The organism is Nonomuraea sp. NPDC051941 (genome assembly GCF_044593615.1).
The window spans coordinates 40019-53374 of sequence record NZ_JBIUCF010000049.1; the positions used below are offsets into that span (position 1 = coordinate 40019).

The 13356-nt window shown below is 71.8% G+C and carries 9 protein-coding genes; 4 read left to right on the top strand and 5 right to left on the bottom strand.

Annotated features, from left to right (window positions below):
• Positions 1-9 precede the first annotated feature (9 nt).
• Positions 10-675 carry a response regulator gene (locus tag ACIHFD_RS52840; protein WP_397373405.1) on the top strand — a complete coding sequence of 222 codons (666 nt, stop codon included), beginning with the start codon at positions 10-12 and terminating at the stop codon, positions 673-675.
• A gap of 203 nt (positions 676-878) precedes the next feature.
• On the opposite strand, the gene ACIHFD_RS52845 is transcribed toward ACIHFD_RS52840, so the two are convergent.
• Positions 879-2069 (bottom strand): Ig-like domain-containing protein, encoded by a 1191-nt coding sequence (locus tag ACIHFD_RS52845; RefSeq protein WP_397373353.1) that lies wholly within the window; start codon positions 2067-2069, stop codon positions 879-881.
• A gap of 193 nt (positions 2070-2262) precedes the next feature.
• On the opposite strand from ACIHFD_RS52845, the gene ACIHFD_RS52850 reads away from it, so the two are divergent.
• Both ACIHFD_RS52850 and ACIHFD_RS52855 read left to right on the top strand, forming a co-directional pair.
• Positions 2263-2883, top strand: a complete 621-nt coding sequence (locus ACIHFD_RS52850; protein WP_364259372.1) for a hypothetical protein — start codon at positions 2263-2265, stop codon at positions 2881-2883.
• Between the two features lie 65 nt (positions 2884-2948).
• A complete protein-coding gene (locus ACIHFD_RS52855; RefSeq protein WP_397373354.1) occupies positions 2949-4463 on the top strand; it encodes a cytochrome bc complex cytochrome b subunit in 1515 nt (504 codons plus the stop codon).
• A 39-nt stretch (positions 4464-4502) separates the two neighbouring features.
• On the opposite strand, the gene ACIHFD_RS52860 is transcribed toward ACIHFD_RS52855, so the two are convergent.
• Positions 4503-6005: an IS200/IS605 family accessory protein TnpB-related protein gene (locus ACIHFD_RS52860; RefSeq protein WP_397373355.1), complete on the bottom strand. Its 1503-nt coding sequence runs from the start codon at positions 6003-6005 to the stop codon at positions 4503-4505.
• Positions 6006-6312: 307 nt separating this feature from the next.
• On the opposite strand from ACIHFD_RS52860, the gene ACIHFD_RS52865 reads away from it, so the two are divergent.
• A complete protein-coding gene (locus tag ACIHFD_RS52865; RefSeq protein ID WP_397373356.1) occupies positions 6313-7200 on the top strand; it encodes a polysaccharide deacetylase family protein in 888 nt (295 codons plus the stop codon).
• Positions 7201-7368: 168 nt separating this feature from the next.
• Here ACIHFD_RS52865 and ACIHFD_RS52870 read toward each other — a convergent pair whose 3' ends face one another.
• The 3 genes from ACIHFD_RS52870 to ACIHFD_RS52880 form a co-directional block, all read right to left on the bottom strand.
• Complete coding sequence (locus tag ACIHFD_RS52870; protein ID WP_397373357.1) at positions 7369-9288, bottom strand: serine/threonine-protein kinase; 1920 nt, start codon at positions 9286-9288, stop codon at positions 7369-7371.
• A gap of 193 nt (positions 9289-9481) precedes the next feature.
• Positions 9482-12238, bottom strand: a complete 2757-nt coding sequence (locus ACIHFD_RS52875) for a DUF5682 family protein (protein ID WP_397373358.1) — start codon at positions 12236-12238, stop codon at positions 9482-9484.
• On the bottom strand, positions 12235-13350 hold the full coding sequence (locus ACIHFD_RS52880) for an AAA family ATPase (RefSeq protein WP_350736798.1): 1116 nt from the start codon (positions 13348-13350) through the stop codon (positions 12235-12237). Before ACIHFD_RS52880 ends, ACIHFD_RS52875 begins: the two co-directional genes overlap by 4 nt.
• Positions 13351-13356: the final 6 nt, after the last annotated feature.

Here is a 13356-nt window from a genome sequence, read left to right on the forward strand (position 1 = left end):
GGTCCTGCGGTGATCAGGGTTCTGCTGGCGGACGACCAGCCGCTGATCCGTGCGGGGTTCCGGGCGCTGCTGGAGCTCACCGACGACATCACCGTGGTCGGCGAGGCGGCCAACGGCGTGGAGGCCGTCGAGCTGGCCAGACGCCTGCTCCCGGACGTGGCCCTGCTCGACGTGCGCATGCCGCTGCTCGACGGCATCCAGACCACCCGCAGGATAGGCGCCGCCCCCGACCTCGACGGCGTCCGCGTGGTGATCCTCACGAACTACGCGCTCGACGAGTACGTCTTCGCCGCGCTCCGGGCCGGGGCCAGCGGCTTCCTGCTCAAGGACATCGAGCCCGGCGACCTGCTCCAGTCGGTACGGGTGGCCGCCCGCGGCGACGCGCTCCTGTCGCCCTCGGTGACCCGCCGCCTCATCGAGGAGTACGTCAGCACCCCTCCCCGCCCCACTCCCGCGCCCGGCCTCGAACGCCTGACCGACCGCGAACGCGAGATCGTGGCCCTGGTGGCCCGGGGCATGTCCAACGAGGAGATCGCCGAGCACCTGGTGATCAGCGGTGCCACCGCCAAGACCCACGTGAGCAGGTCGATGACCAAGCTCGGCGTGCGCGACAGGGCGCAGCTGGTCGTCGTCGCGTACGAGTCCGGCCTGGTGGTCCCGGGAACGAGCGCCTAGATCGTCAGCAGGAACTCGTAGGCGTTCAAGAGCCAGACCAGCAGCCACAGGGCCACGGCGGGAAGCCGGGCCATCCCCCGTCCGATTCCGTCATTCAGCACGCAGTTTCACAACGCCCTTCTCTCGACGGCGATGACAATTCCGGTGTGCCTCCCAGACCATGCCCGGCCCGGATGGTGACGTAACAGGGTGATCCGGGGCGACTAGCTGTTGATCGGCTTGCCCAGGGCGCTGCCCGCCAGCCAGCCGTCCCACGACTTCGCCCACGGCGTCGGGCCGTTGCCGAAGCGCAGTTTCCGCGACGTCCCCTTGACCTCGATGATGTCCCCTCGCTGCGTGAACTCGTAGAACCAGCGGGCGTTGGCCGGGCTGGCGTTCACGCAGCCGTGGCTGACGTTGCTGTTGCCCTGCGCGCCGGTCGACCAGGGGGCGGCGTGGAAGAACGTGCCGCTGTAGGTCATCCGGACGTTCCACTTGGTGGTGATGCGGTATTCGCCCGGCTTGCCGATGGTGGCGGAGTCCATGACGGTCGACGCGGCCTTCTCCTGGGCGATCATGACGCCGGACCAGCTGTCGTCCCCGGGCTTGCCCAGGCTGACCGGGATGGTCTTGACGACCTCGCCGTTCTCCCGCACGACCGCCTGGTGGGTGGCGTTGCTGACCTCGGTGATGTGCTCGTCGCCGACGGTGAACGTCAGGCTGCGGTCCTTCGTGCCCCACAGGTCCCGGCCCGTCCGCAGCCCGGCCAGGTGCGCGACCACCGTGACCTTCTCGCCGACCGGCCAGTACTCGCGCGGCCTGAACTGGACCTCGCGGTCGCTCACCCAGCTCCACGCGCCCTCGACCGGCTTGGACATCCGCACCACCAGCGACTTCTCGACCGCGACCCGGTCCTTCTCGGCGGTCACGGGCTGCGAGAGCAGGAGCTGGACGGGCATGCCGACGCCGACCTTCTCGCCGTCCAGCGGGGACATGCCGCTCTCCAGCACCCGCTTCGGCTTGAGCGTGGTGAACGTGGCCTGCGCGGTGACGGGCTTGCCGTCCGTGCCGGTCGCCTGCGCGCTCACCGTGTACGCGGTCGAGGGCCGCAACGGCCACGTCGGGTGCCACGTCCCGTCCGCACCGAGGGTCCCGCGCACCTCACGCCCCTTGGCGTCGGCGACGGTCAGCTTGGTGACCTTGCCGTCGGTGGCCTTGACGCTGACCCCGGTGTCCGGGGCCACCTTCTTCGTGCCGTTCGCGGGGGTGATCGACAGCTTGGCCACCGGTCCTTGCTCCTGCGACGTGCCGGGCGCGCCGGGGCCGCCGCCCGAGCCTCCACCCGAGGTGCAGCCGGCGGCCAGGAGCAGGGCCGTGGCGAGGGTGCCGACGAATACGGTCCGGGCGTTCCGCATCGCTAATGCCTCCCACAACCTGACAAATAGGGACATTTCACACTAGACGGTATTTCTATAGCCCGGTCCAGTTCTGCCCCGAACGGCTGCGGACATGCGGCACCCCGGCCACCCGGTCCGGGGCTTCGTCGCGAAGGGAGAGCCGCCGCGTGTGAGATTGCCGTGCCATCCGCCCAGGACAATCATGGGGCGGATGGACTACTACCTGATCTCCGGCCCCGACGGGATCCTCGTGGAGGAGTTCGCCCTCCACCAGGATTACACCGCCGCCGGCATCGACAGCGCCGTGTGGAGCCCGGAGGCCGGCAGGTGGTCCGCCTCCCCCGATCTGAGCCGCGAGCTGCGCTCCGACGCCCGGCTCCGCGCGCTGGTGACCCCGATGGGCCGGCGCGCGGCGGCGCAGGCGTACGCGAGGCTCGGCGGGGGCGAGCTGCCCGGGGAGGAGCGGCTGCGCGGGCTCTTCCGGCAGCGCCAGCCCCTGCCCACGACCGCCCCGCTCGACCTGGGCTCGTCGCCGGACGCGCACCGCTACCGCATCCTGTTCGCGGGCGACTTCGACGCCGACGGGCTGGCGAACGCCCGTGCGGCCCTGCGCCTGGAGCCCGCCGACGACCCGCGCGTGGCGGGCCGGGCGTCGGGCGACGGCTTCGCGTGGGAGCTGCGCAGGATCGGCGCGGGCATCGCGTGGTGCGTGGACGTGACCGTACGCCTCGGGAGCGGCCCGGCGGGCGTGCTCGGGGCGCTGCTGGACCACCACCGGCAGGCGATCCGCGAGCAGGGCCTGATTCCGGTCACCGTAGAACGTTTCGCCTGACTGTCACATTTCCCAGTCCTATTCCGTCTTGTCTGTGACGTACCCATCCAGTCATAGGCGGGGTGATGATGAAGGCCAGCTCACTGGCCCAGGCGCTCGACGATCGGATCGGCGGGGCCGGGTTCCTCAAGAAGGCGATGCGGAAGGTCTTTCCCGATCACTGGACGTTCCTGCTGGGCGAGATCGCGCTGTACGCGTTCGTGATCGTCCTGCTCACGGGCGTCTTCCTCACGTTCTTCTTCAAGCCGACCATGGAGGAAGTCGTCTACGACGGCGCCTACGTGCCACTGCGCGGGGTCCAGATGAGCCAGGCGTACGCCTCCACGCTGGACATCAGCTTCGAGGTGCGCGGCGGCCTGCTGATGCGGCAGATGCACCACTGGGCCACGCTCGTCTTCCTCGGCGCCATCGTCATCCACCTGCTGCGCAACTTCTTCACCGGCGCCTTCCGCAAGCCGCGCGACCTGAACTGGCTGATCGGCGTGGCCCTGTTCGGGCTGGTGATGCTCAACGGGCTGTTCGGATATTCGCTCCCCGACGACCTGCTGTCCGGCGCGGGGCTGCGCATCCTGCACGGGGTCACGATCTCGGTGCCGCTGGTGGGCACGTACCTGGCGATGTTCCTGTTCGGCGGCGAGTTCCCCGGCGCGGACATCATCTCCCGGCTGTTCAGCCTGCACGTGCTGCTGATCCCCGGGCTGCTGCTCGTGCTCCTGCCGCTGCACGCGGTGGTGCTCACGTGGCGGCAGACGCACACCCAGTTCAGGGCCAAGGGGCTGAACGACGGGGTGGTGCGGGGCGCGCCGTTCTTCCCGGCGTTCCTGGCCAAGACGACGGTGTTCTTCCTGTGGGTGCTCGCGGTGGTGGCGGCGCTGGCCACGGTGTTCCAGATCAACCCCATCTGGCTGTACGGCCCGTACGCGCCCAGCACGGTCAGCGCCGGCTCGCAGCCCGACTGGTACATGGGCTTCCTCGAAGGTGCGCTGCGGGTCATGCCGCCGTGGGAGTTCACGGTCTTCGGGCACACGGTGACCATGAGCGTGCTGATCCCGGCCCTGGGGGCGCCTGGCCTGCTGTTCACCGCGCTGGCGGTCTACCCGTTCGTGGAGCGGTGGATCACCCGGGACCACGCGATCCACCACCTGCTGGACCGGCCACGCGAGGCGCCGGTCCGGGTGGGCCTCGGGGTCGCGGGGATCGTCTACTACGGCGTGCTCTGGCTGGCCGGCGGCAACGACGTGCTCTCCTCGACCTTCCACATCTCGCTGTACGCGACGACGTGGATCTTCCGGGTCCTGGTGGTCGCGGGGCCGGTGCTGGGGTTCGTGATCGCCCGCCGGATCTGCCTCGGGCTGCTGGCGCGCGACCGGCACACGGTGGCGCACGGGGTGGAGACCGGCGTGATCGTGCGCGGCGCGGACGGCGCGTTCACCGAGATCGAACGGCCGGTCACGGACGAGGAGTCCGCGGTGCTCGTGCCGCCCGCGCGGCCCGCGCTCCCGGTGGCGGCCGACGGCGACGTGCCTCCCCCGGCCCGCCGCCGCGTCCACGACGCCGTCCAGCGCTCCTGGTCCCGCTGACGGCCCCGCTCGCTGCCCGGACTCCCCTCCAGACCGTTCCTATGGACTGAGCATGAGGTGTACGTGCTCAGCCGATCGCTCCGGACGGTGTTGAGCGTTCTGGTCGCCCGCGTTCGCGCCGCGTCCGGGCGGCACGGATCGTGTCCGTGGTCCGGGGATGCGGGGGCGGGGTCCCTCACGCCCGCGGGCTTCCGGTCCGGCCTGGACGGTCCGATGCCCCTGCTCATCGCTCCGGTGGGCAGGGGGCGGTGCCGTCCGTCGCCGGATCGGGTGCCCTTGGGCGCGTCTGCCGATCGCCACGGCGGCTGCGTCGTGGCGGGTGGTCGTGCGGGTCTTGCTGGTCAGCGGGGCCTGCCAGTGCTGGGCGCCCCACCGGGAGGTGTAGGCCGAGTCGGCGGCGATGATCGCGATCCCGGTGGCGTCGGCCATCGAGGTCAGCCGGGCTCGCAGCCTGCTGGTGGGCATGCCGGAGATCACCTGGCGGAAGCGTTTGCGGCGGCCGTGCTTTTCCCGCGTCTTCTCGCCATCGAAGTCGAGGTCTTCAATGGCGATGGCGTTCACACCGCAGGCCCTTGCCCAGTGCAGCAGCCGGGTCAGCGCGTGGCGGACCTGCGCGTCGCGGTGCTCGGAGTTGCCGGACAGGTCGTAGGTGAAGCGGCGGGGGTCGCCGATGGGGTTGCCGTGGCTGTCCAGGCGCCAGGCGGCCAGGTGGTCGGCGTTGGTGTCCACCCCGATCACCCCTGCGGCGAGCGCAGCCGAGAGGGGCACGGCCGGGGCCGCGGGAATCTGCCAGGAGGCGGTGATGTACCAGCGGTCGCGTGCCGCGTCCAGGTGGATGCGGTAGGCCACCGCCCGGTTGGCCTCGATTCGATCGGCCCACTCGCTGCGTCGGCGGGCGAAGGCCACCCGGCAGGCCAGCTCGTAGCGGCCGTGCGGCGCGTTCGCGTGGTGCGCCAGCGGCGCGGGCAGCCGGATCGACACCTGGCCATCAGGGGTGATGCGGATGGTCTCGTTACCGTAGCGTTTGCCTGACTCTCCGTCGGCGGACAGGAACCAGCGTGTGGCTTCCCACTGCCGCCGCCACTCGGCCTCGGTGAGCCCGGCGGCCTCCAGGTGGTGCCGAGCACGGGCCAGCCGTTTGCCGCCCCGCACCACACGCACCCGCCCGGCCTGCCGGTCGGCCCGCCGTTGCTGCAGCCGATCCTGCAACACGCCGAGGCGGCGGGACTTGGCGAACCACTCCTGTGCTGACCGGTATCCGCCAGGCTCCTTGCGGGTGCCCTTCTTCCCGACGGGCAGTGACAGCCGACGGGTGATGCGCGCCGACCAGGCGCAGCACCTGCTCGTCTGCGGGAGTGAGGTGCTTGAGCCGGTCGCGGACGGCGACGCCGGACGGGCCGGGCACGACGAAGGCGGGGGCGATCGGGCGCAGCTCAGCCATGCCGGAGGGCCGTCGGTGCGGTGGTGGCGCGGTCGGTGGCCGACGGGCGGGCGGGGGCATGCCGGACTGCCGATGCCGTTGGACAGTGGCCGAGCGGGCACGCTCGCATGATGGGTACTCGCCCTCCCGGTTTAACGTTACGTGACCATAATGATACCAAGAGTTGAACCCGCCCGATAGAACACGTGCGCGATAAATACCAGGGGCTACCGTCGCGCAATGTAGCCGCCCAGCCCCACACGGCGGTCAAGCACCACTGGTCGGGTCGGTCACTGCCGGGTTTCGTCATCTGGAAAGCGGTCTCCGGCGAACCAGGAGTGGGCGGCGGTTGTCGTACTCAGTGGAACGATCCCCGCCGGGGTCGTCACTATGGGGAGACGCGCCGGGGGCGGTGCGCGAGGGGGATCGATGGACATCGGTGCGAGGTCACGCCCGCCCTTCCTGGGCGGGGCCAGGCGGGGGACGGCCAGGACGGTCGCCACTGCGGTGCTGGTGGCGATGACCTGCGGCGCGAGCACACTGGCGGCGCCTTCCCAGGCCGCCCACGCGGCTCCACCACCGGCCGCGGCCACGAGCGCGGCGGTATCCGGGGCGTGGGGCGCGGCGGCGGCCGGAGCTCAGGGCGTGGCGGCGATGGCCGCCCCCGACGACAGGGCCGAGGTCCGGCCGCGGCCGCGGCCCCGCGTGGACTGCCGCCGCGTCAAGTGCGTGGCGCTCACGTTCGACGACGGCCCCGGCCCCTACACCGACACGCTGCTGGCCTACCTGGCCGCCTACCACGCCCAAGCCACGTTCTTCGTCGTGGGCAGCAACGTCGTGACGTACCCCAGAGTCCTGCGCCGCACCGTCGCGGCCGGGCACGAGATCGGCAACCACACCTGGTCGCACCCCGACCTGACGAGACTGTCGCCCGCCCGGGTGCGCTCCCAGCTGGGCCGCACCGACCAGGCGATCAGGGCGATCACCGGCATCGTGCCCAGGCTCGTCCGCCCGCCGTACGGGGCGATCAACGCCACCGTGCGCCGCCAGACCGGCCGACCCATGGTGCTGTGGAGCGTGGACACCCTGGACTGGCGCTACCGCAGCAGCGCCACGGTGGCCCGCCGGGCGCTCAGGTCGGTGCGGCCCGGCAGCGTCATCCTGTTCCACGACATCCACCCGACGACCGTGCGGGCCATCCCGCGCGTGCTGCGGAAGCTGGCCGGGCGCGGCTACCGGTTCGTCACCGTCAGCCAGCTGTTCGGCGGCCACCCGCCGCGCCTCGTCTTCAACGCCGCCCCGCCTGACCTGCACTGATCGACTCTTCCGGCCAAGCGTGAACTCTTCTCGCATCCTCCGCGTATCTCCGGGTGTGAGCGGTGATCGCGCTTAGGCGCCGACCAGAAAGGATGCGTCACCGGCAGCAGGGACACCGCGTGGGCCGGCCGGGCTGCCGGCCCGCGCGGGCTGCGGGGGTCGGGCTGGTCAGCGGACCGGGGCGAGGTTCCAGGTGCGGGCGGTCTGGTCGCGGCTGCCGCTGACGGCGACCGGCCGTCCGTCGAGCAGGCCCACCGCCACCGACCATACGCAGTCGGAGTGCCCGGTGAACGGGCTGCCGAGCGGTCTCCTGGTGTTCAGGTCCCACACGCGTACCGTTCTGTCCTCGCTGCCCGTGACCGCCACGGGCGTGCCGTCGAGGTTGCCCATCGCCACCGACCAGACGACGCCGGTGTGGCCGGTGAGCGGGGTGCCGAGCTGCTTCCAGGCGATCAGGTCCCAGACCCGGGTGGTCATGTCCTCGCCGCCGGTGACCACCACGGGCGTGCCGTTCAGGAAGCCCAGCGCCACCGACCGCACCCAGCCGGAGTGGCCGGTCAGCGACCGGCCGAGCTGCTTCCTGGAGGCCAGGTCCCAGACGCGCACGGTCCCGTCGTCGCCGGTGGTGACGGCCACGGTCGTGCCGGCGGCCTGGCCGACGGTCACCGCCCATACCCCGCTCTCGTGGCCGGTCAGCGGGTCGCCGTACTCCTTGGCCGTACGCAGGTCCCAGACGCGGGCGGTGCCGTCGGTGGAGGCGGTGACGGCGACGTGCCGGCCGCCGATCCGGCCGGTCGCCACGCACTTGACGTCACCCTCGTGCCCGGCCAGGACGCGGGACGCGCCGGCGGGGAGGTCCCAGACGCGGGCGGTGTCGTCGTCGCTCGCGGTGACGGCGATCGGCGCGCCGTCGAGCTGGTCGAGGACGACCGATCTGACCCATTCGGTGTGGCCGGCGAGCGGGCGGCCGATCTGCTGGGAGGTGCGGAGGTTCCACAGGCGGGCGGTCTCGTCGTCCGAGCCGGTCAGGGTGACGGGGACGCCGTCGAGGGTGCCCAGGGACACCGCCCGCACGTCGTTGGTGTGGCCGGTCAGGGGCTTGCCGAGCTCCGCGCCGAACCGGAGGGCGGGCGCGGCCGGGCGTACCGGATCCCGCTCGCGCGGCCACATCGCCACGGCCACGGCCGCCGCCGCGGCGGCCACTCCGACGGCCAGCACCGCGCGGCGCGGCACCCGGCGGGGCGGCGCGTCCTCGAAGTCGGGCGGCGAGGCGTCGGGCATGGTCAGGGTGTCGTCGCCGGTCAGGGCGCGGACCAGGTCGTCCGCCGTGAGCCGCCGCGCGGGGTTCTTGTCCAGGCACGTGGTCACCAGCGACCGGAGCGATGCGGGCACTCCGGACAGGTCGGGCGGGTCGTACAGGAGCGCGTGCAGCACCGCCGCCACCGACTCCCCGGCGAACGCCCGCCGCCCCGTCGCCGCGAACACCATCGTGGCCGCCCAGCTGAACACGTCGGCCGCAGGCCCCACCTCCCCGCCGCTCACCTGCTCGGGCGCCATGTACCCGGGTGTGCCGAACACCCCGGTCTGCGTGACGGCGTGGTCGAGCGCCCGCGAGATGCCGAAGTCGATGACCACGGGGCCCTCGGGCCCGAGGATGACGTTGCCCGGCTTCAGGTCGCGGTGGACGACCCCGGCGCGGTGGATGGCGGCCAGCGCCGTCGCCGTCGCGACCGCGAGCCGTTCCAGCCCGCCGCCGGTGCGGGGGCCGTCCTCCCTGACGGCGCGTTCGAGGGACTCGCCGCGTACGTACTCGCTCACGATGTACGGCCGGTCGGCCTGCATGCCCATGTCCAGCACCCGGGCGGTGCAGAAGGGGGCGACCCGGCGGGCGAGGTCCACCTGCCTGAAGAACCGCCGCCGCGCCTCGGGATCGTCCGAGAGCCGGGCGTGCAGCACCTTGATCGCGACCTCGTCGCCCGACGGGCTCAGGCCCACGTAGACCACGCCCTGCCCGCCCTCGCCGAGGAACCGGACGAGGCGGTAGGCGGCGATCTGACCGAGGTGATCCCCCGATTGCGGACGCGACACTGCTTCCCTCTTCGAATCGCGCAGGAGCTTCAGCACCGGATACTACGATTCGGAAGGCCCTCGTGGATGACCCCGGAGGGCGACATAAATGGACATATTTGCCCTGGTCAGAGAAACGTCATGCGCTGTTTCCCGGTGATTCATCTCCCGGAGAGCGCGGGCGGCCCCGTACCGGACGGGACCGCCCGCGGCGTCAGGCGAGCAGGCCCGCCAGCGCCAGAGCGGGCTCCGGGTGGCCGGCCAGGAGCGCGGCCACCTCCCCGCGGCCCGGCGCCGGGGCCTGCCACAAGCCCTCGCAGCCGAGCAGCCCGGCCACCGCGTCACACGCGGCCGGATGCCCCAGGAGCAGCTCGGCCACCGGCCCCGACGCGACCGGCTCCGACCCGACCCGTGCTGCGGCGGGACGCGCCGTCCACGGCGGCACCCAGCCGTCCACGGCGGCCAGCGTGCCGGGGAACGTGCGCCCGGCCTCGCGGACGAGCACCGGCATCAGCTCGCCCGCCTGGTCCCGCAGCGTCGTGATCAGCTTCGGCAGCCACGGCAGCAGCACCCGGTCGGGCAGCTGACCGAACGCCTTCGAGATCACCTCCACCACGAAGCCCGACAGGGTCGGGACAGGCTCCATCGCCTGGACGAACCCCAGGATGTAGAGCGGGAACGACGGGACGACCAGCGGGTTGGCCAGCAGCTCGTCGCACCGCGCCCGCAGCTCGGCCAGCGGCAGCAGCCCGAGCTGGGTCCGCGCCGCCCACAGCAGCGCCACCTTGTCCGGCGCCTCCGGGTGCGACTGCTGCACGGCCAGCTCCAGCTGGGCCCGGTCGCAGCCCAGCGAGAGCGCGAGGCTCTCCATGGAGAACAGGAACCCCAGCATGGCCGCCACCTGCCGCGCCCCCGTGTCGTCGGACACGAAGGCCGTCGGCAGGAGGGTGCAGTAATGCGCGTAGCCGGAGGTCGCGAACTCCTCGCACCAGGCCGGCAGCTCCGGCTCGTGGGCGCGGTAGTAGGACATCAGCCGCCGGATCCTGCGCAGCACCTCGGGCGCGTCGTCCACGCTGCGCTCGGACGCCAGCAGCTCCACCGCCCGCTGCCCCAGCTCGTCGGCGAAGCGGCGGCTGCCGAGGAAGAGCACCGCGTCCTCGACGGCCGCCAGCGCGACGGCCGCCGTGGCCTTGGGGTCCCACACCGAACGGCGCAGCCGCTGCTCCATCACCTGCTCGATGGTGACGCCCTCGTAGCCCAGCTCGATGATCGAGCGCTGGTGCTTGCCGAACGCCAGGTCCCAGCTCTCCTGGATCGAGCGCTCCCCCAGCCCGCGCTCGCCCATGATGGGGCGGACGGCCTCCGACGGCAGCAGGTACCGCAGCATCCACAGCAGGTCGGAGCAGGGCACCAGCTCGGGGTTGGCGTTGAGGTCGAGCAGCGCCCGCTGGATCGTGCGCTTCTCCAGGTCGAGCTTGAGCGGCGCGAGCCGGTCGTACACGTCGCGGGCCAACGGCGGCAGGGCGTCGTAGCCGACCTCGCCGACGCGGTCGCCGCCGAGCATGATCTCGCACAGCCGCCGCACGTCGCGGCGGCCCGGCACGACGTCCTTCTCGATGCAGGTGACGGCCGCGTCCTGGAAGTCGTACGGGGTGGGCCTGGCCCGGTTGCGCATGCCGGCGAGCAGGATCGAGGTCTCGAACACGGCGATGGCGTCGGCGGTGCTGGCCAGGTAGCCGTTGCGGCGGGCCAGCCGGACGATCTCCACGCTCCAGCCGAGCAGCTCGGCCTCGTCCAGCTCGTCGAGCGCGGGCGGCTTCGACAGGAACCCGGTCAGCTGGTCGGCCACCTCGCCCTGGGGGACGGGCGCGGGCAGCTTGGCCACGCGTTTGCGCGCGCCCCTCTGCCCGGCCAGCTGGAACGGGGTCAGCTTGCCGCGGGTCAGCGCCTTGTCCCAGGTCGCCGCCGCGATCGACACGGAGCCGGAGGCCAGCCCGAACTGCGCCTCGATGGCCGAGTGGCTGGACGGGATGAGGCCGTACACCCATTTCGTGCCGGTTCGCGGGGTGATCTCGAACGTCGCCGTGGACTTCAGCCCGAACTGCTCGACGTGGCTGGCGGCGTGGAAGGCGCCGCACACGTACAGGCAGTCGGCCGGGTCGGCGCCCGAGGTGGCCAGGTGCTCGCGCATCCTGGTCCACATGTAGCGCTCGCGGTCCTCGTCCACGGTCCGCCGGCCGCCGTCGCGGTCGAGGCGGCGGAACAGGCTGCCGATCAGCACCATGACCTGGCGGTAGGTGTCGTAGTCGGCACCCGACAGGGGCTGCTCGACGTACTGGTCCCACCACTCGGACCAGTGGCGCACCTTGCCGTGGTGCAGCAGGTGCTCCTCCAGCTCGGCGAAGCGCGGGCGCAGGTCGCCGAGCTCGACGCCCACCGCGTCGCCGTGCAGGCCGGCCTCTTCGGCGTGCTCCTTCTTGCCGGGCTCCTCGTTCGGCGCCCACTGGAAGACGTGGTCCGTCGAGCGGTCGACCAGCACCAGCTCGACGCCGGGGGTCTCCAGCGCGTACGAGATGGCCTGGTACTCGGCGGACGCCTCCGTGATGGGCGCCACCACGCTGAGCGGCGCCCACGACGGCGGGAAGCCGTCGATGTCGGTCGCGAACGCCTGCACCGCCACCGGCAGCCGGCAGTTGCGCAGCTCGGTCAGCAGCGGCCGCAGGTCCTCGCAGAGCTCCAGGTAGATGACCTTCGGCTGCTTCTCGCGAAGCCTGCGCACCATCGCCAGCGCCGAGGCCGGCGAGTGGTGGCAGACCGGGAAGATCTCCAGCTCCTCGCGCAGCGCCCGGTCCACGTCGTCCACCAGGCCGGACAGGATGTCCGACACGGCCACGGGACTGCCGGCGAACGCGCCGGCGGCGTCGAGGAGCTGCTCGCGGAGCGCGCCGAACGGGCTCGTCTGGCCGGTCATGAGAGGGTGGCGATGGCCTCGCGGCCGCCCTCGAGGAACTCCGGCCACTCCCCGCCGTCCTTCTTGCTGCGGGGCTCGACGACGCCGTGCCAGTACTTGTTGAGGATCGCGAGGTCCTCGGGGCTGCGCCGGGCCAGCGAGCTGACCAGCGAGCCGGCGAGGGTCTGCGCGCGCAGCACGCGGTCGCCGAAGAAGTTGCTGTGCAGGATGGCGTCCTCCAGCACGCCGATCTGCTCGGCCGTGGACAGCGCCGACTCCAGCTTCTCGTCGTCGCTGGTGGCCGACGCGGCGGCCGAGCGCAGGTCGGCGAAGCTCTGCAGCAGGATGTCCAGCAGCGTCGGCGGCAGGTCGAGCTCGATCTTGTGCCGGCGCAGCAGCTCCTCGGTGCGGAAGCGGACGATCTCCGCCTCGCTCTTCTTGTTCGTCACGACGGGGATGCGGACGAAGTTGAAGCGGCGCTTGAGGGCCGAGGACAGGTCGTTGACGCCCCGGTCGCGGCTGTTGGCGGTGGCGATGATGGAGAAGCCGGGCTGGGCGAAGACGATGTTGTCGTCGTCGAGCTCGGGGATGGAGACGTACTTCTCCGACAGGATCGAGATCAGCGCGTCCTGCACGTCGCTGGTCGAGCGGGTCAGCTCCTCGAAGCGGCCGATCACGCCCGTCTCCATCGCCGTCATGATCGGCGAGGGGATCATCGAGTCGCGGGACTGGCCCTTGGCGATGACCATGGAGACGTTCCAGGAGTATTTGATGTGGTCTTCCGTCGTGCCCGCCGTGCCCTGGACCACGAGGGTGGAGTTGCGGCAGATGGCCGCGGACAGCAGCTCGGCCAGCCAGCTCTTGCCGGTGCCCGGGTCGCCGATCAGCAGCAGGCCCCGGTCGGAGGCCAGGGTCACGATGCTGCGCTCGACGAAGCTGCGGTCGCCGAACCACTTCTGGGAGATCTCCCGGTCGAGCCCGTCGGAGCGCTCGGAGCCGAGGATGAACAGCCTGATCATGCGGGGGCTCAGCCGCCACGAGAACGGCTTGGGGCCGTCGTCGATCGACTCCAGCCAGTCGAGCTCCTCCGCGTACTTCACCTCTGCGGGGGCGCGCAGCATGTCGTCACTCATGGGTGA

Excerpts from the sequence above, each read along its gene's own strand:
- ACIHFD_RS52845 (WP_397373353.1), bottom strand. The coding sequence starts at position 2,069 with ATGCGGAACGCCCGGACCGTATTCGTCGGCACCCTCGCCACGGCCCTG.
- ACIHFD_RS52850 (WP_364259372.1), top strand. The coding sequence starts at position 2,263 with ATGGACTACTACCTGATCTCCGGCCCCGACGGGATCCTCGTGGAGGAG.
- ACIHFD_RS52855 (WP_397373354.1), top strand. The coding sequence starts at position 2,949 with ATGATGAAGGCCAGCTCACTGGCCCAGGCGCTCGACGATCGGATCGGC.
- ACIHFD_RS52865 (WP_397373356.1), top strand. The coding sequence starts at position 6,313 with ATGGACATCGGTGCGAGGTCACGCCCGCCCTTCCTGGGCGGGGCCAGG.
- ACIHFD_RS52875 (WP_397373358.1), bottom strand. The coding sequence starts at position 12,238 with ATGACCGGCCAGACGAGCCCGTTCGGCGCGCTCCGCGAGCAGCTCCTC.
- ACIHFD_RS52880 (WP_350736798.1), bottom strand. The coding sequence starts at position 13,350 with ATGAGTGACGACATGCTGCGCGCCCCCGCAGAGGTGAAGTACGCGGAG.